The sequence below is a fragment of the Streptomyces sp. NPDC104371 genome (genome assembly GCF_055583785.1).
Genome location: NZ_JBVJNF010000001.1, coordinates 88,304 through 114,285, shown reverse-complemented (window position 1 = coordinate 114,285; position 25,982 = coordinate 88,304). Strand labels below are relative to the sequence as shown.

27 protein-coding genes are annotated in these 25,982 nt (G+C 67.4%); 7 read left to right on the top strand and 20 right to left on the bottom strand.

Annotated elements, in window-relative coordinates:
• Window positions 1-28 precede the first annotated feature (28 nt).
• The 7 genes from ACZ60T_RS00565 to ACZ60T_RS00535 all read right to left on the bottom strand — a co-directional run bounded on the left by ACZ60T_RS00565 (window position 29) and on the right by ACZ60T_RS00535 (window position 6,638).
• Window positions 29-1,792, bottom strand: a complete 1,764-nt coding sequence (locus ACZ60T_RS00565; protein WP_469663155.1) for an immunity 49 family protein — start codon at window positions 1,790-1,792, stop codon at window positions 29-31.
• A 160-nt stretch (window positions 1,793-1,952) separates the two neighbouring features.
• Window positions 1,953-2,204 (bottom strand): DUF7660 family protein, encoded by a 252-nt coding sequence (locus ACZ60T_RS00560; protein ID WP_469663153.1) that lies wholly within the window; start codon window positions 2,202-2,204, stop codon window positions 1,953-1,955.
• A gap of 47 nt (window positions 2,205-2,251) precedes the next feature.
• On the bottom strand, window positions 2,252-3,208 hold the full coding sequence (locus ACZ60T_RS00555; protein ID WP_469663151.1) for a redoxin family protein: 957 nt from the start codon (window positions 3,206-3,208) through the stop codon (window positions 2,252-2,254).
• The gene (locus ACZ60T_RS00550; protein WP_469663149.1) at window positions 3,195-4,682 is read right to left on the bottom strand and encodes an NAD(P)/FAD-dependent oxidoreductase; all 1,488 of its coding nucleotides are present in this window, start codon (window positions 4,680-4,682) and stop codon (window positions 3,195-3,197) included. Before ACZ60T_RS00550 ends, ACZ60T_RS00555 begins: the two co-directional genes overlap by 14 nt.
• Window positions 4,679-5,854 (bottom strand): hypothetical protein, encoded by a 1,176-nt coding sequence (locus ACZ60T_RS00545; RefSeq protein ID WP_469663147.1) that lies wholly within the window; start codon window positions 5,852-5,854, stop codon window positions 4,679-4,681. The genes ACZ60T_RS00550 and ACZ60T_RS00545 overlap by 4 nt, the downstream gene beginning before the upstream one ends.
• Before the next feature lie 2 nt (window positions 5,855-5,856).
• Complete coding sequence (locus tag ACZ60T_RS00540) at window positions 5,857-6,432, bottom strand: toxin-antitoxin system, toxin component (RefSeq protein WP_469663146.1); 576 nt, start codon at window positions 6,430-6,432, stop codon at window positions 5,857-5,859.
• Window positions 6,429-6,638, bottom strand: coding sequence for a hypothetical protein (locus tag ACZ60T_RS00535; RefSeq protein WP_469663144.1), 210 nt, complete (start codon window positions 6,636-6,638; stop codon window positions 6,429-6,431). The genes ACZ60T_RS00540 and ACZ60T_RS00535 overlap by 4 nt, the downstream gene beginning before the upstream one ends.
• A 108-nt stretch (window positions 6,639-6,746) precedes the next feature.
• On the opposite strand from ACZ60T_RS00535, the gene ACZ60T_RS00530 reads away from it, so the two are divergent.
• On the top strand, window positions 6,747-7,472 hold the full coding sequence (locus ACZ60T_RS00530) for a VOC family protein (RefSeq protein WP_469663142.1): 726 nt from the start codon (window positions 6,747-6,749) through the stop codon (window positions 7,470-7,472).
• Window positions 7,473-7,551: 79 nt separating this feature from the next.
• Here the strand turns inward: ACZ60T_RS00530 and ACZ60T_RS00525 are convergent, their stop codons facing one another.
• The 3 genes from ACZ60T_RS00525 to ACZ60T_RS00515 form a co-directional block, all read right to left on the bottom strand.
• Window positions 7,552-7,767 carry a hypothetical protein gene (locus tag ACZ60T_RS00525; protein ID WP_469663140.1) on the bottom strand — a complete coding sequence of 72 codons (216 nt, stop codon included), beginning with the start codon at window positions 7,765-7,767 and terminating at the stop codon, window positions 7,552-7,554.
• Window positions 7,764-8,084: a hypothetical protein gene (locus tag ACZ60T_RS00520; RefSeq protein WP_469663138.1), complete on the bottom strand. Its 321-nt coding sequence runs from the start codon at window positions 8,082-8,084 to the stop codon at window positions 7,764-7,766. Before ACZ60T_RS00520 ends, ACZ60T_RS00525 begins: the two co-directional genes overlap by 4 nt.
• Before the next feature lie 81 nt (window positions 8,085-8,165).
• Window positions 8,166-8,822: a hypothetical protein gene (locus tag ACZ60T_RS00515; RefSeq protein ID WP_469663136.1), complete on the bottom strand. Its 657-nt coding sequence runs from the start codon at window positions 8,820-8,822 to the stop codon at window positions 8,166-8,168.
• A gap of 242 nt (window positions 8,823-9,064) precedes the next feature.
• On the opposite strand from ACZ60T_RS00515, the gene ACZ60T_RS00510 reads away from it, so the two are divergent.
• Window positions 9,065-9,469 carry a hypothetical protein gene (locus ACZ60T_RS00510; protein ID WP_469663134.1) on the top strand — a complete coding sequence of 135 codons (405 nt, stop codon included), beginning with the start codon at window positions 9,065-9,067 and terminating at the stop codon, window positions 9,467-9,469.
• A 3-nt stretch (window positions 9,470-9,472) separates the two neighbouring features.
• Here ACZ60T_RS00510 and ACZ60T_RS00505 read toward each other — a convergent pair whose 3' ends face one another.
• A complete protein-coding gene (locus ACZ60T_RS00505; RefSeq protein ID WP_469663132.1) occupies window positions 9,473-10,045 on the bottom strand; it encodes a hypothetical protein in 573 nt (190 codons plus the stop codon).
• A gap of 783 nt (window positions 10,046-10,828) precedes the next feature.
• Here ACZ60T_RS00505 and ACZ60T_RS00500 point away from each other — a divergent pair.
• Window positions 10,829-12,169, top strand: coding sequence for a tetratricopeptide repeat protein (locus ACZ60T_RS00500; RefSeq protein ID WP_469663130.1), 1,341 nt, complete (start codon window positions 10,829-10,831; stop codon window positions 12,167-12,169).
• A 797-nt stretch (window positions 12,170-12,966) separates the two neighbouring features.
• Here the strand turns inward: ACZ60T_RS00500 and ACZ60T_RS00495 are convergent.
• From ACZ60T_RS00495 to ACZ60T_RS00485, 3 genes are all read right to left on the bottom strand, one after another.
• Window positions 12,967-13,467 carry a hypothetical protein gene (locus ACZ60T_RS00495; protein ID WP_469663128.1) on the bottom strand — a complete coding sequence of 167 codons (501 nt, stop codon included), beginning with the start codon at window positions 13,465-13,467 and terminating at the stop codon, window positions 12,967-12,969.
• A gap of 1 nt (window position 13,468) precedes the next feature.
• On the bottom strand, window positions 13,469-13,705 hold the full coding sequence (locus tag ACZ60T_RS00490) for a hypothetical protein (protein WP_469663126.1): 237 nt from the start codon (window positions 13,703-13,705) through the stop codon (window positions 13,469-13,471).
• A 99-nt stretch (window positions 13,706-13,804) separates the two neighbouring features.
• Window positions 13,805-14,113: a hypothetical protein gene (locus ACZ60T_RS00485; RefSeq protein ID WP_469663124.1), complete on the bottom strand. Its 309-nt coding sequence runs from the start codon at window positions 14,111-14,113 to the stop codon at window positions 13,805-13,807.
• A gap of 337 nt (window positions 14,114-14,450) precedes the next feature.
• Here ACZ60T_RS00485 and ACZ60T_RS00480 point away from each other — a divergent pair, with 337 nt between their 5' ends.
• Window positions 14,451-15,494, top strand: coding sequence for an IS630 family transposase (locus ACZ60T_RS00480; protein ID WP_469663122.1), 1,044 nt, complete (start codon window positions 14,451-14,453; stop codon window positions 15,492-15,494).
• Between the two features lie 427 nt (window positions 15,495-15,921).
• Here the strand turns inward: ACZ60T_RS00480 and ACZ60T_RS00475 are convergent, their stop codons facing one another.
• Together ACZ60T_RS00475 and ACZ60T_RS00470 are read right to left on the bottom strand one after the other, a co-directional pair.
• Window positions 15,922-17,592, bottom strand: a complete 1,671-nt coding sequence (locus ACZ60T_RS00475) for a recombinase family protein (protein ID WP_469664696.1) — start codon at window positions 17,590-17,592, stop codon at window positions 15,922-15,924.
• 384 nt (window positions 17,593-17,976) lie between these two features.
• Entirely contained in the window at window positions 17,977-18,798 is an 822-nt protein-coding gene (locus ACZ60T_RS00470) for a helix-turn-helix domain-containing protein (RefSeq protein WP_469663120.1), read from the bottom strand.
• 155 nt (window positions 18,799-18,953) lie between these two features.
• Between ACZ60T_RS00470 and ACZ60T_RS00465 the strand changes: the two genes are divergently transcribed.
• Window positions 18,954-20,168, top strand: coding sequence for an MFS transporter (locus ACZ60T_RS00465; RefSeq protein ID WP_469663119.1), 1,215 nt, complete (start codon window positions 18,954-18,956; stop codon window positions 20,166-20,168).
• Between the two features lie 342 nt (window positions 20,169-20,510).
• Here ACZ60T_RS00465 and ACZ60T_RS00460 read toward each other — a convergent pair whose 3' ends face one another.
• Window positions 20,511-20,918 carry a peptidoglycan-binding domain-containing protein gene (locus ACZ60T_RS00460; RefSeq protein ID WP_469663117.1) on the bottom strand — a complete coding sequence of 136 codons (408 nt, stop codon included), beginning with the start codon at window positions 20,916-20,918 and terminating at the stop codon, window positions 20,511-20,513.
• 230 nt (window positions 20,919-21,148) lie between these two features.
• On the opposite strand from ACZ60T_RS00460, the gene ACZ60T_RS00455 reads away from it, so the two are divergent.
• A complete protein-coding gene (locus tag ACZ60T_RS00455) occupies window positions 21,149-21,313 on the top strand; it encodes a hypothetical protein (protein WP_469663115.1) in 165 nt (54 codons plus the stop codon).
• A gap of 564 nt (window positions 21,314-21,877) precedes the next feature.
• Entirely contained in the window at window positions 21,878-22,675 is a 798-nt protein-coding gene (locus tag ACZ60T_RS00450; protein ID WP_469663113.1) for an SAM-dependent methyltransferase, read from the top strand.
• A gap of 33 nt (window positions 22,676-22,708) precedes the next feature.
• Here ACZ60T_RS00450 and ACZ60T_RS00445 read toward each other — a convergent pair whose 3' ends face one another.
• The 3 genes from ACZ60T_RS00445 to ACZ60T_RS00435 form a co-directional block, all read right to left on the bottom strand.
• The gene (locus ACZ60T_RS00445; RefSeq protein WP_469663111.1) at window positions 22,709-23,929 is read right to left on the bottom strand and encodes a metallophosphoesterase; all 1,221 of its coding nucleotides are present in this window, start codon (window positions 23,927-23,929) and stop codon (window positions 22,709-22,711) included.
• A gap of 101 nt (window positions 23,930-24,030) precedes the next feature.
• The gene (locus ACZ60T_RS00440) at window positions 24,031-24,678 is read right to left on the bottom strand and encodes a response regulator transcription factor (RefSeq protein ID WP_365633562.1); all 648 of its coding nucleotides are present in this window, start codon (window positions 24,676-24,678) and stop codon (window positions 24,031-24,033) included.
• A complete protein-coding gene (locus ACZ60T_RS00435; RefSeq protein WP_469663109.1) occupies window positions 24,663-25,889 on the bottom strand; it encodes a sensor histidine kinase in 1,227 nt (408 codons plus the stop codon). The genes ACZ60T_RS00440 and ACZ60T_RS00435 overlap by 16 nt, the downstream gene beginning before the upstream one ends.
• Window positions 25,890-25,982 lie beyond the last annotated feature (93 nt).

Genomic DNA, 25,982 nt, shown 5'->3' with positions numbered 1-25,982 from the left:
CAGGCAGGCGGGACTTCCGCAACAGGCCCTAGAAGGGCTCAGCGGACCGTAGAAGAGTCTGCGGAAGGTAGGGGGATTCGACGCGGATGGTCCAGCCGCGGCGGCGGGCGTGGCAGGCCAGTGCCAGGATGTCGAGGTTGACGGAAGCGTCCGGGTCGTCGGCGCGGTCGGCGACCCGGTAGTGGTCGCGGTGGGCTTCGAGGGCGTCGGCCAGGGCGAGGTTGAAGCTCTCCTCGTCGCCCTCTACGAGCTGCGACAGCAGCACGGCCGGCGGCATGGCGAAGCCCCAGTCCTTGGCCCTCTCATGCTGTTGCAGCGCCCGCCGCGCCGCCGTCTCGGGATCGGTGCCCTTCAGGTAGGCGTGCAGGGCCTCGCGGTACGGGGCGAAGGCGGAGCCGTCCGGGCGGGCGAAGGTCGGGCCGGTGAGGACCAGCGGGGCGAGGTCCTCACGTGCGCCGGTGATGAGGGCCAGGGCAACGGCCGTCTGCCAGTTTCCGGCATCGGCTTCCTCGCCGCGTTCGGCCGGGTAGCGCAGCGTACGGCCGTCGATGGTCACTTCGGCCTCTGTACCCGGCTCTGCCAGGGCGATACGGAACAGGGCCGCCCCTGTCCGGGAGGCCAGACGAAGGTTCGCGAGCTGAGCGTCCGTGACGTCGCCGAGGGCGCCCGCGCGCCGCTTGAACAGGCACTCCTGATCGCGCATCACGTCGGCCAGCCGCCAGACCATGAGGGGTTCGCCTTCGGCGGAGGTGAACGCCTCCCGGAGCCTCTCCTCGTACCTGGCCTCGATCTGCGGGGCCACGGTCCGCTCGCAGGTCGGCCGTTCCACCACCAGGGGGCCCGCGGCGAGTGCGTCGACCGCGTCCGGGCGCCGGTCGCGGCCGAAGCCGCCGACCCTCGGGCCTCGGGTCTCGAAACCGGTGATCAGTGCGTGCGGGAGGTAGTCGGAGCTGACGGCGGGTGCCCAGCCCAGGGTCCGGTACGCGAGAGCGGCGAGGGCGATGGGGATCAGCGGGAGGAGAGAGCTCGGGGAGGCGGCGTGGCCGTGCACACTGGCGTGCCTGACCAGGAGGTCGGCCAGCGCGGCATCGAAGGCCTCCCGGTCCTCGGCGGCCAGGGCGCGCAGCGTGCGCAGGGCCGCGCTGTGCGGCCGGTCCAGGAGTGGTTCGCCGGTCTCGGCGGCGCGGGTACGGATCCGGTCCAGGGCCGCGTCGACGGCGGCGAGCTTGGACTGCGCGCTCGGCGGGTACTCCTCGTCATCGTCGTCGCCGGTGTCGTCCAGGACCACGGCCATCAGTCCGGTGGCGAACTCGCCGATGGGCGTTGCCCGTTGCTGTTCGGCGAACTTCTGCCGGGCGAAGTAGAAGGCCTCACCGTGCCGCTTGGCCTTGTCCATGAGGAGCGTCAGGCAGAGCGCGTCGATCCACTCCCCAAGCGTGACGCTCTCCTCGGGGGCATCCTCGTCCGGGTCGTAGTCCATGCCGAAGTTCACGTAATTCAGGAAGATATGGAAGCTGGCGTGCGGGTGGTAGGCGGCGTATGCGACGGCACCGGCCGCGGCCTCGGAGGCGTCCTTGAGGGCGGCCTTGGCCTCCGGGGTGCCGAGGTCGGGTGTCTCGACGGAGAGGGCACCCAGATAGTCAAGGAACTCGTCGGCGATCAACTGCCAGTCGTAGGTGGTCATCCGGCCGGCCTTCGACATGGTCCACACCTGCCCCCCGATCCGGTTCGTGAAGTCCTCGCGAGCTGCCGCGACGACGGTCCGGCTCACCTGGTGACGTTCTATCCGCACGGGCCTGCTCCTTGATCGAATCACTGCGGACAGCCTAGGTGTGACGTCTGACAGACCAACTGGGGCCGACCTTCTCGAAGTTGTCCGGAACGGCGCTCAGAGTGAGGACGGAAGAGGTGGAAGAAGCGGAAGAGGCCCAACGCCAACTGGGCCTGTTCGCCTACTCGTAGACGGTAGCCGCGTCGAGGGCTCGTGCGAGGAAGGTCCAGTCGCCGTTGGCCGGAAGTTCCTTGCCGAAGTTCTGGTACCAGCCGTCCGAGTCGGCTGTCCACGCGGCGAGGGCTTCGAGGAAGCGGTCGAGGGTGTGGTTCTCCCAGTCGTGCCCTCGCCGAAGGTAGTCCTGGTGCAGGTCGCGGACGAACGCGACCAGCTCAGCGCGTGTGCGTATCTCGTCTTCAGGGGTGAGCAACATGGGAGCAATCTAGCTTTTGGGTGCCAGCAGGCGCTGAGCGTCGACCTCTACAGGGGGTTGTCCTGGAGCCAGGTCAGGACCTGGTCGGCGTGTTCGTTCGGGGGGAAGATCGGATAGAAGGCGTGCTCGACCACGCCGTCGCGGATGATCAGAGTCAGCCGCTTGTAGAGCGTCAATCCGCTGGTCTCGAAGATGGGCAGGCCGAGTTCCCGCGCCAGGCTCCGTTCAGGGTCGGAGAGCATCTGGAACGGCAGGTGGAGCCGCTCGACGACCTCGCGCTGATAGTCGGTCTCCTGGCTGGAGAGGCCGAACACGCCGTCCGCACCGGCGGCGAGGAGACCTTGGTGATGATCACGGAAGGCGCATGCCTCGGGGGTGCAGCCGCGCGCTCCGGGGATCGAGTCCCAGCCGTCGGGCAGGTCGACGCCCGGTTGTCCGGTGAGCGGATAGATGTAGATCACCGTGCGGCCCGCGCCGAGCGCGTCGAGGCGGACAGTCGCGCCGTCAGTGCCCTGGAGTTCCAGGTGCGGCACCTTCATGCCGGGCAGATGCGCAGCCGCGCCGTCGTCCGCGGGGACGGGCAGGTCGGCGGGCACGCTCGTGTAGTCAGTCATCAGGTCCTCTCCTTCGTCGACCGGTGAGACGCGGCTACCGCGGTGGGCGGCCTGTCGCAGTTGCGCGATCAGTGCTGCCCGGCGGGCAGTGAGTCCCCCGATCCGCTGGGTGAGCTCGTCGATCGCGTCCCGGTAACCGGCCAGCGAGGCCGGACAGTCGTCTGCGTGTCGATGACCGGCCGTGAGGCACTCCAGAAACGGGCGGGTACGTTCGACAGGAATTCCGAGACTGCCCAGCGCTCGGATCTCCTGTGTGAGTCGTACGTCGTGCTCGTCGTAGTTCCGGTAGCCATTGGCCAACCGCTCGGGCGTGAGCAAGCCCAGCGATTCGTAGTAGCGCACCGCTTTCGTCGTCACGCCCGCCCGGCGGGCCAGCTCACTGATTTGCATGCCTCTCACCTCGAAGAACGCTAAACCTTGCCCTTGAGGGTAAGGTCAAGCAGGACATGGTGCCGATGGCCTGCCGTTCCTCGTGTGTCAGCGGTGGGCCCTGGAGTTGAGGCTTCAGCGGTCCGGCGAGGGCTGCGACGATGATGCCGGGACGGGCGAGCCTCTTCGGCTCGTCCTGGAGGGTCATGACGTCGGTGAGGGCTCGTGCCACGGTGCCGGATCCGGTTGCGGTGAGGACAAGACGGTCGACGAATCGTGCGGCCGCCCGCTCACCGAGCGTGGGCCCTTCCTCGGTGGCACCTGGGTAGAAGACATCAGTTCCCGTGGCGAACATCCATGCCGTGTCGACCGGTTGCGCGACCGCTCTCTGAACGCGGCGGGCGAGGCCAGGAGTTCCCCAACCGTGGCGCTGGATGACCTTGTCCAAGATCACGGCGCTCTGGGCCGCGACCGACATGCCGTGGCCGTAGGTCGGGTTGAAGGCGGCCACCGCATCACCGAGTACAAGGAAGTTGTCAGGCAGGGTCGCCTTCTCGTAGAAGCGTCGGCGATTGGCCGTCATATGAGTGACGCGAACAGGGCCGAGCGGCGTTGCCTTGCCGATCAGTTCAGCCACGATGGGGTGGCGCAGGCCCAGGGCGAAGCGCTGGAAGTCCTGGGCGTCGTCGGTGGGTTGACCACCGCGGGTTCCGGACAACGTGACGAGCCAGCGTCCGGCCTCGATGGGCATGATGATTCCGGCCCGGCCAGGAGCACCTGCCCGCGCATCGGCCTGGACGTTGATGATGGGCCAGGAGTCGGGCAGCCCTTCGGGGGCCTGGTAGACGCGGCTTGCGTATACAAGGCCGGAGTCGACCTCACGCGTGAGGGGCTCGTGCGCGCCAAGGTCCTTCAGCCAGAGCGGTGTGCGTGATTGCTTGCCGCTGGTGTCGACGACCAGGTCGGCGAGGAGCGTGTCCTCCTCGCCGGTGTCGCGGGCGCGAACGGTGACGCCGGTGACCGCCGCGGAGTCGCCGGTCAGGCCGGTCACGGTGGAGCGCTCCATGACGGTGATACGGCGGTCGACGTCGGTGAGCACCCGCTTGCGTACCACCCAGTCGAGAAGGTCGCGGCTGCAGGCGATGGCGTAGTGGCTCTCGCCCCAGCGTCGGAACCAGCCCTTCGGGCTGTAGGCGACCATGCCGGTGGTCAGCGGGACGCGGCGCGCCCCGGCCGCGTCAAGTTCCTTGGTCGTACCCGGAATCAGGGCCTCGATCGCCTCGGCGCCACCGGACCACAGGATGTGGGTGTGATGGGCTTGGGGGAGCCCGATACGGGGCTCGGGTCGGTCCGGCAGGACGTCACGTTCGATGATGACGACGTCCGTCACCTTGGCGAGAACCCGCGCGGTGAGCATGGCGGTCAGGCCTCCGCCGATGACGACGGCGCGTCGGGGACGACCGGGACCGGGTGTGTCCCGCGCACTGGCAGTCATGGGGCCACATTTCCTTCCGTAGCGGTCCGGCGGACCGCGTCGCTGGGGAGATCGCGCAGGGCGTGGGAGACGGAGACGAGGTCGCTGATGCCTTTCGCCGACGGGCGTGCCGGACGCGGAGCCCGGCGGTCGGCTGACTGAAGGAGGACGACGGCGGCCTTGAGGGCGGCGGCATCGGCGAGTGCCTGGGCCTCGGCCGGGGCCTTGCCCTGAGCGAGGTAGGTCTTCAGGAGCCGATCGCGCTGATCGAAGTCCACGTAGGCCTGGAGCTGCCGTACGGCGTCGCCGACGAAGGTCCTGCGGTGGGTGAGGCGTAGGTGCGGTGAGGCGAATCGGCCGATCGCGACGGGCGCGGACGCGGCCGGCACGTGGTGCAGCGTGTGGGCGAGCAGGCCCAGATCCTTGTACTCGCGGCTCGCGGCGCGGCGTTGTGACAGTCGCTCTCCGGCGTGGGGGGCGACGAAGCCGATGCCGATGAGAAGGCCGGACAGCGCGGCGACAGGCCGCGCGACGCTGGTGCTCAGCCAGGCGAGATCGGTTCGGCCGTTCCACCGTGCGACGACGGGCGTCAGCTTGGAGAGGTCGAACAGGAGGTTCATCGCGTAGCCGACGGTGAGCAGGACGACGCCGGTGTGCAGCCAGCCGGTGCCGCGGACGCGGCTCTCCCAGGTCCACAGCAGCGCGGAGGTGAACAGGACGGCCACGGTGTGCGCGAGCAGGTACAACAGGATCATCTCGCGCGTCCACGGAGTGGCGGCGTAGTACGTGTCGAAGTCCCGCAGGCGCTCGACGTGGTGGTCGCCGAGCAGGAAGCACACCCACAGGCCGATCAGGAACGTGCCGTAGCTTCCGTAGACCCACCAGATGGCGCGCCGGACGCTCTCCGGTGTGCCGCCCCGCCACTTGATGATCAGCAACAGGCAGGAGGCGCTGAAGCCGGTGAGGAGGCTGTAGACCCAGGGCGCGGAGAAGTTGGTGATCCCGGTCAGGTCGTTCACCACGGCGATGGTGGACGGTGCGGCGAAGAAGAAGATCGCGACCGCGACTGTCAGGAGCCTGCCGACCTGTCGTGCCATGGAGTCACGGCGCGTGCGTAAGACGGTCGGCACCTTGTAGACCAGCCCGAGACCGAGGACACCGGCCGTGATCCAGAATGCGTCATTGATCGTCAACGTCAGCCCTGCAGGCCGGTGTAGCCGAGAGAGGCACCGATGCGTCGCGCCACGCCGTCGAGTTGTCGGGTGTCGGGAGTGGCGAGCCATCTGGTCATGTGGCTGCCCAGGAGGAGACCGAACCCTTCCGCCGCCAGTTCGTCCTCCTGGTTGGAACGAGAGCGGGCGGCTATGTGGCGGGCCAGTTCGGCCCACTGGATCCGGTCGCTCAGCGCCGCTCGTGCGACCACCGCGGCATCACCCAGGTCGTGTCCGCGGTGACCGGCGTGCATGTGCCACAACTCATGCCCGAGGACGACGAGTTGGTGATCGGGCGGGAGGTTCTCCTCGACCACGATGACGTCCTGGTCCCGCAAGTCGAGCCACAGGCCTGTGGTGTCGGCCATGGCCTCTGGGAAGGCGCGCGTGAGCAGGGCGACCGGTCGCCCGCCTCGGCGTTCGCTCATGACGTCGCACAGGGTGGTGAACAAGGTGTGCGGTACGGTCGGAACGTCGACCTTGTCGGCGACGGCCGCGCCGAGGCCGGTGACGAGCTTGCGCTGTTCCTTGGCGATCGCTCGCGCAGTGGGCTTCTTCAACGCCGGCCCTCCGGGTTCACCATGCGCTGGATCCGGTCCCGGACCACGTCGAGGTCCGAGGCGACGGACTGCACCGTTTCGGACAGTCCGGTCGTGTGGGAAAGGGCCTCGACATCGAGGATGTCATCGCGGCTCCTGCCGCCGGCCGCACATAACGCGTCAATTCCGGCCGGCGTCACCGCAAGCGTGGGACAGGGCTCACTCATAGGCTTCTTCCTTGGCATCTTCCTTGCGAGAGGGGCTCGACAGCGGCCACTGTATGAGCACCGATCCGGCACAGCCTAGAAGTGATGCCCGCGCATATGATCGGCGGCATGGCACTGCGACTTGTCAATGTGAACTTCAAGGCTCGGAACGACGCGGCGCTTGGCCAGTTCTGGGCGGAGGCCCTCGGCTGGGGTGTTTCCAGCGAGGGACCCGGCGTGACCAACGTCGAACCCGTGGGCTTCAACTGGCCGGACCCCGCCGCCGTTTGCGTCGATGTCGTCACCGTTCCGGACCCCGAAACGGTGAAGTACCGCGTGCACATCGATCTCGCCACCACCTCCGCGGACCATCAGGCGGAGTTGGTCGCGCGGCTGAAGCAGCTTGGTGCCACGCCCGCCGATGTGGGTCAGGGGGATGTTCCGTGGACGGTCCTTGCCGACCCTGAAGGCAATGTGTTCTGCGTGCTGGAGCCTCGGGAGATCTACCGGGACACCGGGCCGATCGCCGCGATAGTGGTCGACTGCGCGGATCCGCGAGCCATGGCACGGTTCTGGGACGAGGCGATGGACTGGACCCTGCATGAGGTGACCGACGATCACGCGCGGTTCCGCTCGGCCAAGGGCGTAGGCCCGTACTTGGAGTTCCTCCGCACGTCCGACGCGAAGACCGTACGGAACCGCGTCCATCTCGACGTGATGCCGTACCGCGGTGATGATCAGGAGGCGGAGGTGGCCCGGCTGCGGAGCCTGGGTGCCACCCCCGCCGATGTCGGCCAGGGCGATACGCCGTGGAAGGTCCTGGCCGACCCCAACACTCCTGACTACCAGTTCTGAGGATACGCGCACGTCAGCGCCAACGACAGAGCCCCGCACGGCACTTGGCCGCACGGGGCGTTTTGCTGTCTGCGCGCGTCTACGAGTGGCGCAACACGTCCTCGGGGGTCGGGCCCGCACCGAGCGCCACAGCGTGGCTCGGGCAGGCGTACAGGGTCACCCCGGGGCCGCTCTGCCGCTCGATGTACCGCACCGGGACGGGCGCGTACGTCCACTGTCGGCAGCGGCAGCACTCGGCCCCGTGGGGGGCAAGCTCGGCACGGAGCAGCGCGGCTCTGTGGTCGGCGGAGGTCACGCGTTCACCCGCTCCCGCTTCACGAGACTGCCGAGTGGCAGCGTCGGAAAGTCGTAGTCGAGTCCGAGGGCGGCGAACTCGGCGGCCCATACGCGTTCGCGCTGTAGCTCGGGCAGTTGTCGCGAGCGCGCGTCTTTGAAGATGGCCCGTACGTCCTCGGCTGACGGAGCGGTCCACGGGCGGGACCAGGGCGACAGGGGGTGGGGTTCGGGTGTGGTGGTCGGCGCGGTGAGGAATGCGGCGCTGTGGCGTCCCGGTTTGTTGGGGATGAACAGGGCGAGCGCCCACAGCAGTGCACGGGCGATAGAGTCACGCATGGTCGTTTCAGCTCCTGGTTAGCTGTTTCGGCAAGCCCCGGGCGGACCGGTCCTACGCGGTCCCTCGGGGCGCTTTGGGTTTCAGTTGGCTGCGAGCAGCGCGGGCGGGATCTCGTTCGTCCCCAGCACGGTCACGCCCCGCAATTTGCGGTACAGCCGTTGGGCGAGCATCCCGGGGTATCGCGGCTTGTTGAAGCTGGAATAGGCGTCTTGCTCGGACGGAATCCAGCGCCTCATGTCCTCGCTGACGCGGTAGAGCGTTCCGGATACGCCGCTGATCACCGACTTACGGACCAGCAGCACCCGCACGCTCTGTTCTTCCCGCAGGAATGAGCAGCGGCGCAGCGATACGGGCAGGCAGGCACCGCATACGGGGGGCGTGTCTGTGGTGATCCGGTCGAGCGGTTTCGGCCCTTTCTCCCCTGGTCGCTGCCACTCCACGAACACCGTGCCCGCGCTCGTCTCCGCCGGTTGAGCGCACACCTGGCACAACAGCCCCGTCATGCATTCGCGCTGCCGCAGCGGGTCCATGCAGTCGAACATGACGCGCCCCCGCTCGCCCTCGGGCGGCCTGGTCATGCGCGCCCACAGATTCCCGTGCGCGTCCCGGTCGTCCCGGCGAGGGTGCACGTACGCGATGCGGGGCACGCCGTTGCGCGGTACCTCGATGCACAACTCAGATTCGCGGGGGCCAAGCTCGTTGCTGTATGCAGCGACGTAAGGCACGAGTGCGGGCACGGCTGAGCTTTCTACGTGAGATCGGATAGGAACGCCCCGCCCGTGTGCCACGGGGCAGCACGCGAACGGGGCGGCGGAACCTCGCACGGTGCGCACCGTGGTTCGGCCCCTCATCCGCTGCTGAACGCGCCCAGCGGCCCCGCAACGGGTCTGGCAACCCGCTTGGGCCGCTCATCCCCCGCGAAGGGGTGGTGCGGTCCGAAACGGGCGTCTGTGGTGCTAGTGAGAGCTAGGCTCCGGTCATGCCCGAGCCCTTCGTGAACGGCGACGTACACCACCGCGCGTGCGGTATCTGTCCGTCGCGGTTTCATGCGGTCGGCGAGTTCGACGTGTTCGAGCGTCCGACCCCGGAATGCCCGTTCAACAAGGCCGACGGGCACCGGTACTTGAGCGACGGGACACCGGTGTGTGTCCACCCCGAAAAGGTCGGGCTGCCCGCGAAGCGCTACAAGAGCGAGGGCGAGCCGCTGACGGTCGAGTTGCAGCTACCGCCCGACCCTTCCGCGGTGGTGCCGTACCTGCATGACGTGCTGTACGGCGCGGCCCCGGTTCTCCTGGTTGACCTGATCTCTCAGGCACAGCAGCAGATCCGGCAGCGCTTCCCGGAACTGGACCCGCTCACGGTGATGCGGCAGGCACTCAGCTAGCCGCTACGCGGGGACGGGCTCGAACGTAATGCTGTGCGCGAGCCCCATCCGGCGGAAGCCCGCCGCTTCGTACCTCCTGCGCAGGATGCCGAGCCGGCGAGCCACCTCCGCGTGTGTGAGCCAATACCGGGCGGGCGGCTCGCCCCACGCCGCGCGGTACGCCTGGTGCGTGTAGTCATCCCGCGTCCAGTCGGTGTGCTCCTGGTCGGTCTGGTGGATGATCTGAGCGCCGACCCGTGCCGTGATCCGGGCGAGGATCTGCGGCTGCGCGATCATCGCGTGCGTCATCTCGTCCACGGGCACGGCGATGGGGATTTCCGCCGCGCGCTCGTCGCCGGTCGCCTCGAACACGGCGGCCTTGAGGCAGAGCGCCCGCAGCCCCTCGATGAACAGCGGGGCCGCGTCGTCGGCCTGGTCGTACTCGCTGATGACCGGACCGCCCGTAAAGCACGTCCAGTCCTCGTCGTAACGCAGGCTCGCGGCCCTGAACGCGGCGAACTCCGGATCGGCCTCGATGGCCGTCAGGATCTCCCGTGCGCGCTCTGCGGTGCGCTCGGCATGGGGAAGGGTGTTCACGACTGTTCTCCTTCGGTCATGGTGCGCGATTGAGGTTCGGGGTGCTCGGCTCCGCCGTGTCCGTCATACGGTGCCGAGCGGCCCGCCCTGGTTACAGAGAAAGGGGATGAGCCCACCCACCTTGCGGCGCGGCTTCCTGTGGCTCGTGCGACCAGGGCGGGGACTTGTGGGCTGTCCGTCGTCGGCGGGCAGCGTGGTGCTGGACTCGGGCGGGGGAACGGCCACGGGCCAGACAGTCAAGGTGAAGCGGCATCCCCTATCCGGGATGACCACGGACAACGGAGCCCCGTCCTTGAGTTGGTCTCGGGCCGCGTGGTGCTCCTCGGGGTCCAGACTCCAGAACCGCAACTCCGTGGGGCAGTCGGGCACGGGCACGGTGTCCACGCGCATCCACGGCTGAACCCACGCTGAGCGCTCCGGGTCCGGGTCGAGTCGGTCCGCGATGCGCTCCGCCTCACTCTGTAACCACCGCAGCGCGAACTTTGGCGAGATCGTTCGGAAGGTGCCGAGGACGTACGGGACCGTCTCGCGCGTCCCGAACACCTCTCCTTCCGCTCGAACCTCACACCAGTAGGACCGAGCCGGTATTCCCGCACTGGACCGCTCGGGGTTCCCCGTGGCCGTTCGTGCGTGCTTCTCCATGTCCGGGCCCTCCCTGCGATGTCATCCCTTGCGGTGGCTGTGCTCGCACTAGGCAACCGTCCGACCACGCACAGCGGTACCGTTGGGAAGAGGGCAGGAGTTAAGAGCGTTAAGCAGTCAGAGCACGGGAGTTGGGGACCAGTGACGACACGACAGCCGAACGCCGGACTTGAGCGGCTGTACCGCGAGAGCGGTTGGACCCTGCGGCAGTTCGCCCAAGAGGTCAACCGCATCGGGACCGAGCGCGGAACCCCTCTCAAGTACCAACAACCCTCAGTGCACCAGTGGTTGAGTGGCCACCTGCCGAAAGAGACTGTGGGGCCGCTGATTCTGGAAGCACTCGCCCGTAGACTCTTCCGCCCCATCACGCACGCCGACGCAGGATTCCCGGCACCCCCGGAAGAGTCCAACAGTCACCCGACTACCGTTGAAGGGCTGGTAGACCTCGGGAGGCAAGACATGGACCCCTCACGCCGTAGCGTCCTGAGTGCGGGGCTGTTCTCCGTGGCCCTTACTGTCCCTGGGTGGCCGGATGTTGTGGGGCGCATGGAAGCGGTTCAGTCGGGAAAGACGCAACGCATAGGAATGGCCGACGTGAACATGGTCATCGCTATGACAGAACGCGTGTCTGACCTGGACGACCAATTCGGGGGTCGGCACGCTCGCCCGATGGCAGCGGCATTCCTCGTGAACACGGTCGCCCCCTACCTTCGAGCCGACGCGACAGAAGAAGTACGCAAAGCCATGATGTCAGCGGCTTCGGATCTCTGCTATCTCACCGGATATATGGCCGTGGATGAGGGGGTTCACGGTCTGGCGCAACAGTATTACCTCAAGGCGCTAGAGCTAGCAGGGGCCGCGGAAGACCACCTAACGTATTGCACAACCCTACGCGGAATGAGCGTTCAGGCAGTTGATCTACGCCACGGGAAGACTGCGATGCGTCTTGCTGATGCAGCCGCTTCTGCGTCTCCGCAGGCTGGTCCCCGAATGCGCGCCTTTCTGGCCGGGCAGCAAGCGCACGCCTCTGCGCAGCTTGGAGAGCGCACAAAAGCGCTTATGTATCTGCGAGAGGCCGAAGTGGCGATGGAAAAGGCTGAATCCCAAACCAAGACGTTTGGCTCGTACAACCCTTCTTCCCTGACCTACCACGCGGGGCAAGTTCGGTACGAACTGGGCGACGTTCGGGGATCAGTCAAAGACCTAGAGGAATCCGATAGGCTGCGGCATAGCTCATTCAAGAGAAACCGGATTCGTTATCTGTCCATGCTTGCCGAACGTCAGCTAGAAATTGGCCACCTCGAAAGCGCGTGCGCCACATGGGTCAAGGTCGTGGAAATGTACCCCGACGTTCAATCGGGGCAGTGCGACAAAGCCATGTCAACGATGCAGGCTCGGATTCGTCCCTACCTCAAGAATCAGACTGCCCGTAGTCTCTACGAGCGCGCACGGCTCGTCACCCCGCCACCGGTTGCGGTCTGAGCGTAAAACAAGGAAGCCCCCGCACTCATCATTCATTAGTGAATGATGCGCACGGGGGCGGGTTTTTCTGTTAGATCAGTCGGGGTCACCTCCGCGAAAACGCCTCAATGAGCCATGCGAGTTTTTTGCCTCCCTGCCGCTCAACTAACGGGCGGGTCGGGGGTACCCCCCTGGTTAATACGGCGGACGCTCGGTCGCTTCGCGACGTGACCGCGCTTCCGCAGCGAATCCACCAGGTTGATTGCGTGCTGTCTCTCGGTTATGGCACGCCGAGCAGAGCGGACGCAGATGCTTCCACGCGTCGGGGTTCGCTTCACCGCGTGCTATCAACTCGCGTCGGCTGTGTGGGAAATGGTCAGCGACATTCACGGGCTGACCACACAGCACACACCACGGATTGGCGTACAGGTAAGCCCTCCGCGTGCGCTGCCATTGCGTGGTGTAGCAGCGCCACCGCGTGAGGCGCGTTCCTTGTTTGCCTGTCGCTGGTGTTCCTTGCAGCGGCCCCCTGCCGTCAACTCGGGGCATCCGGGTATCGGGCAGGGGGTACGGGGATCACGCGGCATGGGGGCCGTTCGGTGGGATCACCGGGGGGTCAATCGGAGTTCCGTCCGGGTGGCGGGGTGTGAGGTCGATAAGCGTGAGCCGGCCAGCGTGCCGCATTGGCTGAACTCCCCTCGGCATTACGGTCTCAGCGTCTGTCGCAGTATCGGCCCATGCGGGCCGCCCGTCCTCATTTCTCGGGAAGTACGGGTAGTCGCCGTCCGGTCCGGGGTCGAGTGCGTCTACTGCCATCATCAGTCCTTACTGTCCAGGAAATCATCACGAGTCTTGCGCAGTTCTTCGGCGAAGTCGGCGGCCTTCTCCGCAGCCATCTTCTCGGCGTGGTCCTCAAGGTCGCTGAGAATGGCGACAGCATAGAAACGTTGTTCCGGCACTGTGACGGCTTCCCGTATTGCCCTCTGTGCGCGCTGTGCCTCATCAAGTACGTGCCTGCGCTTATGGCGAGCTGCACGAAACTCGACGTATGCAGCGAACCAGGGTTCAGCGGAAAGCGCCTCGTAGAAACGTGTCCGGGCGTCGTCGCCGGAATTCGCTGCTTCTTCGGCCCGGGACTGCCAGGTATCGGCGAACTCGCGGTCATAGACCGCCCCGCGCTCGGCCCTGCGGGTCGCCTCGGCTTCCTGCGCTGCCTCCAACTGCGCCTGTGCGTCAGCGAGCGGAGCGGAGAGCTTTTCTGCCTGAGCCTGGAGCTTGGCTACACGCTCTGCGGCCTTCTCGATTTCGTTGTTGGCCATATCAGTTGGCACCCTTCGTCACGTCGCGGCCGTGCTCGGCTGCAATCTTCTTGTCGTTCTCGTAGTAACCAAGGCTTATCCGGATGGACGTGCCGAGCTTCTCGAACACTTCGGGACGCGAGTCACGCAGCTTGGCGAGTTCTTCCATGCGCTCATCCCGCTTGAACGCGTCGGCGCGGCTCTGGCCCTTGTCGCGCTTCCCATCCAGGAATTCGGCGCGGTTGAGATATTCACTCATGGTTCTTTCCTTCTTCTGTGTTTGGGCATGAAAAAGCCCCTGCGTATGTCACGTCAGGGGTTTGTCGTTGAAGTTCTGGTATTGCGGGCGAGGGTGCCTCTACGCAGAGAGCTTTTCCGGAGCGCCGATCAGCGCACGAGCGGCCATCTGCGTTGCCTGGTACACGTCCGTGCGGCAGTCAGCCGAGCAGTACAGCGGACGGCGACCACGCCCCGCGTAGTGCAGTTCGTTGGAACAGTTCGGGTGCGCGCACGTACCGGGCCCCGTGTCCTCGGCTCGCTGCCGTGCGTCGGCGATGAGAGCCAGCGTCGTGCGTGCGGCGGCCTGGTCGCCGTTCAGGGCATTCTGTGCGGCGCTCTCAGCGCGTCGCAGCAGCGCGCAGACCTCAATGTGTCGTGTGGTGTCCATCGTTCCTCACTGGTGCAGGGAGAGGGCCGTACAGGCTCTCTTGGTGGTTACGGGAGGGCAGAGGTTTCCGCGCCCTCGGCGTTGGCTGTCGGCGAGTATGTGCCGCCGCCTGGTTCATGGGTAGTAGGGACCAAAGGTCGCCCGCAAAACTGTTCAGGTCGGATGAATCGGACACCAAGTGTGATGCAGGCAACATTTCAATGCACTGGAATCGTCGGCGCGGACCGAGCAGCGGACGGCAAGCAATGGCGGGGTGTTGAGGGTGACGGCAGAGACTTCGATCTCCCTTCTCTCTATTGATGCGAAACGGTAGGTGTTCTGGGTTGTTGATTCCTGCGTGAGTGAACTGGTGGGGGACGCACGACAGTTGTCGCCGTCGGCGCAGGAGGCTCTTCGGCTGCGGGCGGTGGCTGCGTTGGTGGCGGGCCGGACTCGTGAGGATGTCGCGGCGGTGTTCCAGGTCTCGCTCAAGGCGGTGGACAACTGGTGGGCGAAGTGGCTGGTCGGCGGGCGCGAAGCGCTCGTAGCCCAGCCACGTGGACGCCGGATCGGTGAACATCAGGTTCTCGATGAGGCCGAGCAGCAGGCGATCCGGCAGGCCGTATTGGATCACCGGCCCTGTGATCTGGGGCTGACGGGGCAGCTGTGGACACGGGCTGGCGTGGGAGACCTGATCGCGAAGCTGTACCGAGTGCGGCTGACCGAGCAGGGAGTGGGCAAGTACCTGCGCCGCTGGGGCCTGTCGTTCCAGCGCCCGGACAAGCGGGCCGTCGAGCAGGATCCCGAGGCTGTGCGGGTCTGGCACGAGGAGACGTGGCCGGCGGTCCGCGCGAAGGCGAAAGCCGAGGGCGGCGAGGTCCTCTTCGCCGACCAGGTCGGCATCCGTTCTGACCAGGTCACCGGCCGCACGTGGGGCGCCAAAGGGTGCACCCCGATCGTGCGCCGCTCGGGCAACCGGTTCTCGGTGAACGCGATGTCCGCGATCAGCACCAAGGGCCGGATGCACTTCATGGTGTTCACCGAGACCTTCGACGCCGACGTGATGTGCCGCTTCCTGGACCGGCTCATCGGCCACTTCGCCCGCAAGGTGCACCTCGTCGTGGACGGCCACTCCGCCCACCGCTCCCGTAAGGTCCGCGCCTGGCTCGCCGAACACCCCGACCGGATCGAACTGCATTTCCTGCCCGTGTACTCGCCCGAGCTCAACCCCGACGAACTGGTCAACGCCGACCTCAAGCGCAGCCTGCCCATGCACAGCCGGGCCCGAGGCCAGGCCCAGCTCGCCGCCGAGACCCGCCGGTTCTTTCACCGCCGCCAACGCCAGCCGCACATCGTCCGCAGCTACTTCGGCGGCCCACACGTCCGCTACACACTCGAATAGAACCCTTTGAGTTTCGGATCAATAGGTTTTTCTTGGCTTTCCCAAAAGCAGTCGAGGTTCGACGCCCTCAACACCTTTTCGCCTCTCGCTGTCCTGCGGTCCGCCGGGGTGAGCCGGCGAGCAGCCCCAAGCGGCTGTGACCGATAGCGAGGATGAGTCCTAGCGTCTCATTCTTTGTGGAGAGCAACAGGATCTCGGCAGGCATGACGGTGCGATGACGAGATGACGAACAGAGGGCCGTTCTCTCTTCTCTCTTGGTTTTTCTGGTTCTTCCCAAAAGACAGCAAGAATCGTCACTTCGTCATCTCTCATCTCCTCCTCTCTCGCTGTCGGCTTCCCCGCTGAGCAGCTGCCTGCGGGCGCGCCAGAGCCCCGGCGTCCACAGGGGGCGTCCAGGGCTCTTGAGGGGTGTAGCGGGCGTGTGGGGCTATGCGGCGACCAGCTCCCGGGCGGGCTCGGCCAGACGCACATGGGAACCTTCGAGCAGGGTGTCCCCGCGCGTTTCCGATTCGAGCGCTGACGCCACGTCCGCGAGGGCTTCCGCCGCGGGGTCCAGCTCACCGGACATGATGAAGTCCACGCGGCGCGTGTCCAGCGTCCGCCAACCGCCACGGGTGCCACGCCGGACGTTCAAACGCACCCCGGCTTCAATCAGCAGCGCCCGCCGTCCCGCCGTGTCCTTCTCGGCCCACTCGTCGGCGAACGTACGGCCCGTGGGAGTCACTACGCGCTGCGGCTCCGTCTTCTGCCGGGACTCCAGATCGGCTATGCGGTTGTCGAGCGCGTCCGCCCGCTTCTGCCACTCGGCCGCAGCGTGCTTGGACTTCTGCCGCCCCTTCTGCTCCTGGTGCTCGGCGAACTCCGCAATAGTGGCACGCAGTTCGGGACCCGGGTCGTATCCGGGGATGGTCACAACGTGAGTCGTCTCGATAGGGCCGACCAGGCGCAGGAACTCTGCGGTCACGTACTCGTCTGCCCAATCGCCCCTGATGTTCGCGGACTTCTCGCACTTGAACCCGCGCGAGTACGGGTTGCACTTGTACGTGGGGTGCTGGTTCTTCTTGCCTTCCTGCTTGTTCAGGTACATGCGCCCGCCGCACGAGTCGCAGTGAATGACCCGCAACAGCAGCGCATCCGTGTCCTTGCGGTCCCCGTTTTCTATGCTGCGCTCGTCCAGTACCGCGCCGATGCGGTCGAACTCCTCGCGTGTCATGATCGGCGTTTCGGTCTGCAAGATCGGGTTGCCCTCGGCGTCACGGACGGGCTTGCCCTTGTGCATCTTCCAGCCGAGCAGCGTTTCGTTTCGCAGCATCCGCGTAATGACCGCCGGATTCCACAGGAACGCGTCCTTAACGAGCCCCTTGACTCCACCGGTCCGCCCGCCGGTCTTCCGACCCTTCTTCACTGCCCAGTGATCACGCGGACTCGGAACACTGTCCGCGTTCAGCCCCACAGCGATAGCCGAAACGGTCTTGCCCTCGAACAACTCCCGCACGATACGCGCGATCACCTCGACCGCATCCGGATCGGGGACGAGCGTCCACCCCACCCCGCCGTGTTCCTCGGGCATGGGCGCGGGCATGTAGCCGTACGGCGGACGCGAACCGCGCCACCGCAGCACCATGTTCCGAATGGCAGCCATAGCCCCGGTAACACGGTCGGAAATGGACTGCGCCTCTACCTGAGCGGCAAAAGCAAACATGGTCAGTTGGAGTTCTGCCATCGGGTCCATGGGATTACGGAAGTCGAACACCATGCGCCCGCCCCCGCCGATCCCCTCGGCGAACACCAACACCTTTCGGTGCGTGCGAGCCCACTTGGCGAGTTCGTGCATGTCCGCCATAGACCGGATCGCACGGTCGAACCGCCACCACACCAGGGCGTCGAACTCATCGGGCCGCGCGAGCCATCCGCCGAGCGCGGGACGGTCAAAGGGACTGATCTTGGAAGCGGATACGTCAAGGTCCACCGCTTCGCGAAGCGCGTCCCCCTCGCCAAAGCTGATGTTGTGCGCGGCTGCCGCCTGGTCGTCGGCCTCGCGCTGCCGCTCGGGGCTGGTGGTCTCGTCGGTGAGCACGGACAGACGGACACACCGCACCCCCCGAAGCGTCTCGGTGTAGACCGTCCCCGCGAGCGGGTTCCCGGGGTCATGCGTCGTCTCCACGTACTCTGTGGAGGGCAGAGGTTTCCTGCATTCTTTCTGCTCCACGCTTTTACGGGAGAGCGGAGGTATCCCGCGTCCTTCTTTCTTCACCCCACGTATAGGGGCCGAGGGATTCCCGCTACCAGGCTTGACCAGGGCCGATGCCACCATGCCGACACTCCAGAACCTCTAGTTCTGAGTGTTGGGAGACCCGGAGGGCAACGAGTTCTGCGTCCTCGGCACCCCGCGCTGACGTTCACCTGCGAGTCGACGGGGAGTCTGTGACGGAGCGGATCGCCACGCGCCACGCAGGGCCAGTTGAATCATCGACCAGCCGGCTCACCCGGCGAGCGTCTCCAGCGCCTCCTTCGTCGCCCCGTCGTCGGGGAGGTAGGCCAGCAGATGGTGGCCGGGCTCGTCCACCGCGGCGAGCTTCACGTACCGCAGGCGGAGGTCCCCGGCCACCGGGTGCCGGAAATGGCGTACGGCGGGATGGAACGCCGAGGTCTCACGGCGGCCGTACCAGCGGGCCGCGTCCGGGTCGGCCAGCAGCTCCTCGGTGATCTCCGCGTAGCGGCCGTCCTCCGGATGCCGGGCGGCCTTCGCGCGGAACTGGCCGAGCAGGCTCCGCGCTTCCGGCTCCCAACTGGCCAGCAGCGTACGGCTCGGCGGCCAGCGGAACACCAGCCACAGCAGGTTGCGCTGCTTGGGCGCCAGCCGCGCCAGATCGGTGAGCAGCGCCGTGTACCCCGCGTTCCAGGCCAACAGGTCCCAGTGCGGGTCGAGTACCGCGGCCGGGTTCGGCACCAGCGACTCCACCAACGACAGCAGGTTCCGTGACACCCACCCGGGCGGGGGCCCGGCCGGGCCGACGTGCTCCACGAACGACAGCACATGCGCGGTCTCGTCCGCGTTCAGCCGCAGCGCCCGCGCCACGGACCGCAGCACCTGCTCCGAGGTACGGACCCGGCCCTGCTCCAGCCAGGCGTACCAGGACCGGCTGACCCCGGCCAGGGCGGCGACCTCCTCGCGCCGCAGTCCTGGGGTACGGCGCCGCGGCGAGCCGGGCAGCCCCACGTCGGCGGGCTTCAGACGCTCGCGGCGGGAGCGCAGGAAGGCGCCCAACTCCCGGCGTGGGCCCTCGGTTCCGCTGCCGTACACGCCCCGCTCCTCCCCGCACCGCAGGCCTGCTCCCCGGGTTGGCGCACCCCGCCCAGGGTGTGAGTAAGGGTAATCGGCTACGGGGCCGTCCCGACCTGCCGCGCTGGTGAGCTGGATCTTGTCCGACAACACCGGCAGGCACGACAAGGAGCCTCATGGAGACCGCCGACTCACCCCGCACCCCCACGCCCCCTCCGGCCACCGCGGACGGAGACCCGGTCGCGCGGGTGATGCCCGCCGCCTCGTTACGCCTGCTGCGCGCGGCCGGTTTCGTCAGCAACTTCGACCGCTTCTGCATCCCCCCGATGCTGCTGGCCATCGGCACCCAGTTCGGTGTCCCGCTGACCACGGCGATGCTCGCCGCCAGTGGCTACTTCCTCGCCTACGGCCTGATGCAGCCGGTCTGGGGCCTGGCGAGCGACCGGCTGGGCCGGGTGCGGGTCATGCGGATCTCGCTGACCGGGGCCGCCGCCGCTGCGCTCCTGTCCGCCCTCGCGCCCGGTGCGACGGTGCTGATCGTGGCGCGCGTCGCGGCTGGCGCGTGCTTCGCGGCGTCCATCGCCGCGTCGATCACGTACGTCGGGGACACCGTGCCCGCCGCGGTCCGCCAGCGCCCGCTGAGCGAGCTGATGACCGCGTTCGCGCTGGGCACCGCCGTGGCCACCGTCGTCGCGGGGGTGCTTGCGCACTACGGGAGTTGGCGGCTGGTCTTCGCACTTCCCGGCGTGATCGCCGCCTACCTGATCGTCGCCCTGCGGCGGCTGCCGGAACCGCCGCGCGCCGCACCCGGTGCGCTGCTCGCTCCGTTCAAGGTGGTGCTGAGCTCCCGCCAGCAGTGGTACGTCATGGCCGTCGCGATGCTCGAAGGCGCTGTCCTGCTGGGCTTCTTGACGTACATCGCCCCGGCGCTGGAGACACGGGGCGCCTCGGCGACGCTGGCCGGTGCGGTGTCCGCGCTGTACGGCGTGGGTTCGATGCTGGCGGCGCAGATGGTCAAGCGGCTGGTCGGGCGCTGGACGCCGGTGCGGCTGATCGTGGTCGGCGGGGCGCAGATGGCGGTGGCGTTCGGTCTGGCGGCGGCCGGCCTGTCCCTGCCCGCGTCGGCGGGATGCGCGCTGCTGCTCGGCGGCGGCTGGTCGTTCATGCACTCCACGATCCAGTCCTGGGCCACCGCCCTGTGCCCGACCGCCCGTGCCACCGGCGTCGCGATGTTCGGCGTGGCCCTCTACGTCGGCAGCGCCCTGGCCAGCGCCCTCGCCGCCGACGCCGCGGAACACCACGCCTACCAGGGCATGTTCCTGACGGCCGCGATCCTCAGCGTCCCGCTGACCGTGGCCGCCGCCGTGGGCCGCGCCCGTCACGGGAACTGACCGTGCCCGCGCACGCCGGGTTCTGCCGAACGGGGGCCCGTGAGTTCGTGAGGTCGTTGATCGGCCGGGCGTCGCTCACGGGCCGCGGCGGTGTGCTGGTGGGCTGGCGGGATGTGAGGTTCACGCTCACCATCGACCAGCCGATACGGCCGTCGGCGTCGGCGTCGGCGTAGGTCCCCCCCCCCGCGACGGACTCTCGGATCCGGTGGCCGCACCGACGAGTGGGGTCGGGCCGCATGCCGCCGAGTTCCTTGTGCTGCTCGGAAGCCGAGGGTCCCATACGAACGGCTGTCCGCCTCCCCCCGAGGCGGACAGCCGGCTTCGCGCGCCTGTGAGCAGGCCCTAGTTGTGGCCACCGTCCCGCAGACAACGCCAGGTTGCCGGGCCGACGGCGCCGTCGGCGGTGATGCCGCAGGCCTTCTGCTGCTCGATGACTGCGTCCTTGGTGTTCTGGCCGAAGATCCCGTCAACAGCACCGGGGTTGGAACCCCAGAACTGCGTCAGACACTGGATCTCCCGCACCCGGTCCCCGGTGTCGCCCTTGCTGACCACGACGTTCCACGCCCAGCTGTAGCCGGCCGTGTAACCGTGGTAGTTCGCGCTGACCCGCCACTTGACGTTGCACGAGGCCGTGACACTGTACTGCCGGGCGGGTGCCGCGGTGGCGACCGGCGCGGTCGCGACCAGACCACCGAGGCCGAGAACCGCGGCGCCGACCACCACGGCGCTGCGTGTACGCAGAGAGAGCATGTATTCCTCCCGCAAGGGTTCCTTGAGGCGTCGGACTGACGTGCCACCGAGCTTGGGGGCCAGCCGGGCGGTGATGCCACAGTCCACCGGCAAGTGCCCCGATTCTGGGACGTCCCACCCAGGCGACCTGCGAAAACATCAGGCACGACGGCGATTTCGCGAGACGGCTGGGACGGCGGACCGAAAATCTCCTTCTGCCGCTTGCGGCCTGTGTGTTGGCCATGGTGCCCATGGAACGCGCCGGGGCCGCGTATCTGGTGTGGATGGGCGGCAGGATGCTGTGGGCCACCTGGCGTCACTCGAGGGACGAACGCCCCTCGGCCCGCCGCTGTCTCGACCGCATCACCGGTACGGTCATCGCCGCCTTCGGTCTCCGACTCGCCCTCGGCGACTGAGGTGTTGGCCAACGAGTACGCGGTCTTGGGCTTCGGCCGAAACGCCCCGCCGTACGAGCGGAGACGGACCCTCCCGCCGTCGGGGGGGCGTCGACGGAGGGGAGACGATCAGTTCCTTTGGGGCGGAGATAACCGCGTCCACGCGGACTCCGGGACGTACGACGAATTAGTGGGAATCATCGACGAGTTCACCGAAATACTCGCCCCGCAAGCACGGTTGACCCGCCGGTACGACCTAGTGGCGCCCTACGCGGTGCGTGACCTGTCACTTCGTCACTGTGCCGGACGCGGAGTCCGTCGACGTCCAAGGTGTCGTGTCGTCGCCGCAGGTGGGCATCTCGGACTTCCTGAAGCGAAGGTGGGGGAGCGCGTATTTGTGCCACGTAAGCTAGGCCACCAGGTAACTGTAACTACGCCTTCCCGTCGAGAAGTTGGCAAGCGGCATCATGCAACTTGCGCGGTTGGAGGCGGAGCCTGTTGTCCGAGCCGGCAGCGTGGCAGACTGCACGAGGCTGGCTGACCGTCCGGCACAAGCGCATACCGCCTCTTCAGGGAGAATGACCCATGCCCAACACAGAACCGTCGTTACCGCACATCGACACCAGCAAGCCGCACTCCGCCCGCATGTATGACTGGTTTCTGGGAGGTAAGGACAGCTATCCGGTCGACTGGGAGGCGGCCGAACAGGTAAAGGAGTTCTTCCCGCAAGTGGAAGAGCTTGCGCGGGCTAACCGGAACTTCATGCACCGAGCCTCCCGCACACTGGCGCAGATGGGAATACGGCAGTTCCTCGACATCGGAACGGGAATTCCGACCGAACCCAACCTGCATCAGGTGGTTCAAGAAGTCGCCCCGGAGTCCAAGGTCGTCTACGTGGACAACGACCCGATCGTGCTGCGCCACGCACAGGCACTCCTGAAGAGCTCTCCTGAGGGGCGTACGGATTACATACAGGCAGATGCATGCATGCCTGAACTGATCATCGAAGCTGCCAAAGAGACGCTGTCCTTCGATGAGCCAGTGGCACTCTCCATGGTCGCCCTACTTCACTTCATTCCTGACGAGTTCGGGGCGTTCGACGTGGTGCGTCGCCTGGTCGAATCTCTGCCGGTCGGAAGCTGCCTCGTCCTCTCTCATGCGACAGCAGACTTCGAGCCGGATACGTGGCATGCGGTCGTGGACGTGTATCGCCGCAACGGAACCCCGGTGCAAGTGCGTTCGAGGACCGAATTCGCACGGTTCTTCTCCGGCCTGGAACTCATCGAGCCGGGAATAGAGTTCGTGACCAACTGGCGCCCCGAAGCCGCCGAGCAGGGGCTTGGAAATCGCCTTCCTCTGTACGTAGGAGTAGCCCAGAAGTAGGCCGAGGCACCGGTTCCGCCGGGCCACGTCGTGTTACGGCGTGGAAGGCCGCTGCGGGGAGCGGAGTACGAGCAGAGTGATCTCGCTGGGGGCGAAGACGCGGAACGGTGGGCCCCAGAAACCGGTGCCGCGGCTGGTGTAGAGAAGGGTGCGGGTGCCGTGGCGGCTGAGGCCGGCGAGGGCGGGCTGGTCGATGCGGACGAGGTGGTGGAAGGGCCAGATCTGGCCGCCGTGGGTGTGGCCTGAGAGTTGGAGGTCGATGCCGTCCGCTGCGGCCCGGTCGACGAACTTGGGCTGGTGGGCCAGGAGCAGGACGGGCAGGTCGGGGTCGGCGCCGTTCAGGGCTCCGGCGAGGTGGGCGCCATGGCCGGCCAGGCCGGAGGACTCGGCGGTGACGTCATCCACGCCAGCGACCACCAGGGTGTCGCCGCCGCGTTCGAGCAGCAGATGACGGTTGCGCAGCGGCTCCCAGCCCAGCTCGTCCATCAGGTCGACCCAGCCCTGGGCCTCGCTGTAGTACTCGTGGTTTCCGGTGACGTAGACCTTGGCCCGGGTGGCTCGCACCGTGCCGAGCGGAGCGGCCTGGGCGCGGCGGCGTTCGGCCGTGCCGTCCGCGATGTCGCCGGTGTGGCAGACCAGGTCGGCCTCCAGCGAGTTGACCTTCGCGCAGACCCGCGCCGACCAGCGGGCGCGATCGAGCGGGCCGTAGTGGGTGTCGGTGATGAGGACGACGCGGGTGCCGTCCAACCCGGCTCCCAGGCGCGGGAGTTGTATGTCGAGCTGGCGCACCCGTGGCACTCTGCGGGCCTCGACGTACCCCCAGGCGAGCAGCACGGCGGCTACGCCGAGGACCGCCCAAGTGACGATCCGGGCCCGGTTCTGACCGTCGCCTACGTCGGCCACGGCCAGGGCGAGGCGCAGCAGGACGCCGAGCAGGACGGACCAGGTGAACAGTACCCAGCTCGTCCCGAGGAGGGTGTCTCCGACGATCGCCGCCCAGTCCTGCTGCCGTCGGCCGTGGCCGCGCATCATCGCGAGCGGCATGGCGATCAGACCGAGCACGAACAGGGCGGTGCCGCCCAGCGTTACGGGAAGCGGCCAGTGCTGGCCCGCGTGAAGCAGCACCCAGCAGGGCACGGTCCACAGCAGGACGGGGGCGATCAAAGGGATGTAGCGCAGCAGGCGGCGCAGTCGGCTCGGCCGGGTCGCCTGCCCTGCACCGTCCGAAGACTGTGCTTCGCTGGTGGCGGTCACGCTTCCCCTCCTCAAGCAACCAGACTGCCGACGCGCGCACTTTAGCTGATCGTCCTATCTGACGTTCCTAGCCTTCTGAGCCATGAGTTCTGCCGCAGGCGCTACGCCCTGAGGAATGTGAGCACGGCCAGAACGCGGCGATGCCCATCGGTGTCCACCGGCAGATCCAGCTTGTTGAAGATGTTCCCGATGTGTTTGTTGACGGCTGCCGCGCTGATGAACAACTGAGCCGCCAGATTGGCGTTGGAGTGTCCCTCCGCCATCAGGCTGAGGACCTCCTTCTCCCGGGCGCTCAGGCGCTCCAGCGGGTCCTGACGCAGCCGCACCAACTGATGGATCACCTCGGGATCGACGACCGCGCCGCCGACGGCGACCCGGTCCACCGCGGCCATGAAGTCGGCCACCGCCCCGATGCGTTCCTTCAGGAGATACCCCACCCCGGCGCCGCCGCAGGAGTCGAGCAGCCGCATCGCGTACGAGCGCTCGACGTACTGGCTCAGCACCAGGACCGGCAGTCGCTTGTGGACCTCGCGCAGGGCCACCGCGGCCCGCAGCCCGTCGTCACCGTTGGACGGTGGCATCCGTACATCCGTGATGACCAGGTCCGGCGGGTCCTTCCGGACGGCCTCGACGAGGGCGTCCGCGTCGCCGACGGCGGCGACGGTCTCATGCCCGAACCGCTGCAGCAGGCCCACCAAGCCCTCGCGCAGCAGAACGGCGTCCTCGGCGACGATCACGCGAAGTGGCACGGGACCTCCACATGCAGCAGCGTGGGGCCGCCCTTCGGGCTCGAGACCCGCATCCGGCCACCGAGGGCCTTGAGCCGGTCGGCGAGCCCGGTCAGGCCGCTTCCGGCCTCCGGGTCGGCGCCGCCCCGCCCGTCGTCCGAGACGTCGAGGACCAGCAGGTCGGAGTGGTAACGGCCGCGGACCGCGGCGTGCGCTGCGCCACTGTGCCGGACGATGTTCGTCATGGCCTCATTGATCAGGTAGTACATATTGGTCTCCAGTTGTCTCGGCAGCCGTCCCGGGAGCTGGAGGTCCACCGTCACCGGTATCGGGAACCGGCTCGCGTAGTCCTGGACCGCGGCGACCAGCCCGTGGTCCGCCAGCACCGGCGGATTCAGCCCCCGGATCAGGCTCCGCAGCTCCGTGTGCGCAGTGGCCAACTGCCTCTCCGCCTCGGTGAGTCGGTCGGCGAGCGGCGAACCCTCCGGTATGTCCAGACGCATCAGACCCAAGGTCATGCCCAGAGACACGAGCCGCTGCTGCGCCCCGTCGTGCAGGTCCCGCTCGATCCGCACCCGCTCCGCGTCGAAGGAGTCGAGCAGCCGCGCCCGCGAGGCTCGCACCTCCGTCAGGTCGTCGCCCAACTCCTCGTCGCGGGGGGCCAGGAACGTCCGGGCCAGCGCGGCCCGCGCCCCTGCCCACGAGGTGACCGTGTACGGGGAGGCCAGCAGCACCACGGCGCCGAACACCGCCCACGGCCAGGTGCTCCGGTCCTGGCCCGCCGACTCGAAGGTCAGCACCGGCACGCCGAACGAGAAGCAGAGCACCAGCAGATCCAGCCACCACAGCGCGGCTGCCGAGATCAGCGTGAACACCAACTCCCGCCAGGTCGCCTGCTCCGTCAGACGCGTCGACACCCAGCTCCGCAGCCCCGGGGCCTCCGGCTCCCGGTGCGGATTCGGCAGGCTGTCCAGGTCGACCAGCCGCAGCCGGTGCCGCTCGGCCGTCGCCACCGCCGTCGAGGACAGCACCACCCCGACCAGCGGCGCCACCCCGACGAGTACGACCAGCAGCACGAGCCCCGCCACCAGACCGGTGGAGAACACCAGCACGGCGGCGGCGCCGACCACGACCCCGCTGGCCAGATAGGCCAGTGAACGCCAGGGCCAACTGGACGTGAGGAAGCTCAGCGGTCGCTGAGCCATCGCCTGCCAGGCCGTCTTCGAACGCATGCCGCAAAACTATCCCAGGCGTCCGTTTCTCCCAGTAGAGCTAGCTCCACTTGAGGAGTAGAGCGCAGGTCAGTGCGGGACCTCGTACCCCCT

Coding starts and splice junctions, on each gene's coding strand:
- ACZ60T_RS00560 (WP_469663153.1), bottom strand. CDS start 2,204: ATGTTGCTCACCCCTGAAGACGAGATACGCACACGCGCTGAGCTGGTC.
- ACZ60T_RS00555 (WP_469663151.1), bottom strand. CDS start 3,208: ATGCAAATCAGTGAGCTGGCCCGCCGGGCGGGCGTGACGACGAAAGCG.
- ACZ60T_RS00550 (WP_469663149.1), bottom strand. CDS start 4,682: ATGACTGCCAGTGCGCGGGACACACCCGGTCCCGGTCGTCCCCGACGC.
- ACZ60T_RS00535 (WP_469663144.1), bottom strand. CDS start 6,638: ATGAGTGAGCCCTGTCCCACGCTTGCGGTGACGCCGGCCGGAATTGAC.
- ACZ60T_RS00530 (WP_469663142.1), top strand. CDS start 6,747: ATGGCACTGCGACTTGTCAATGTGAACTTCAAGGCTCGGAACGACGCG.
- ACZ60T_RS00520 (WP_469663138.1), bottom strand. CDS start 8,084: ATGCGTGACTCTATCGCCCGTGCACTGCTGTGGGCGCTCGCCCTGTTC.
- ACZ60T_RS00510 (WP_469663134.1), top strand. CDS start 9,065: ATGCCCGAGCCCTTCGTGAACGGCGACGTACACCACCGCGCGTGCGGT.
- ACZ60T_RS00495 (WP_469663128.1), bottom strand. CDS start 13,467: ATGGCCAACAACGAAATCGAGAAGGCCGCAGAGCGTGTAGCCAAGCTC.
- ACZ60T_RS00490 (WP_469663126.1), bottom strand. CDS start 13,705: ATGAGTGAATATCTCAACCGCGCCGAATTCCTGGATGGGAAGCGCGAC.
- ACZ60T_RS00485 (WP_469663124.1), bottom strand. CDS start 14,113: ATGGACACCACACGACACATTGAGGTCTGCGCGCTGCTGCGACGCGCT.
- ACZ60T_RS00465 (WP_469663119.1), top strand. CDS start 18,954: ATGGAGACCGCCGACTCACCCCGCACCCCCACGCCCCCTCCGGCCACC.
- ACZ60T_RS00460 (WP_469663117.1), bottom strand. CDS start 20,918: ATGCTCTCTCTGCGTACACGCAGCGCCGTGGTGGTCGGCGCCGCGGTT.
- ACZ60T_RS00455 (WP_469663115.1), top strand. CDS start 21,149: ATGGAACGCGCCGGGGCCGCGTATCTGGTGTGGATGGGCGGCAGGATG.
- ACZ60T_RS00450 (WP_469663113.1), top strand. CDS start 21,878: ATGCCCAACACAGAACCGTCGTTACCGCACATCGACACCAGCAAGCCG.
- ACZ60T_RS00435 (WP_469663109.1), bottom strand. CDS start 25,889: ATGCGTTCGAAGACGGCCTGGCAGGCGATGGCTCAGCGACCGCTGAGC.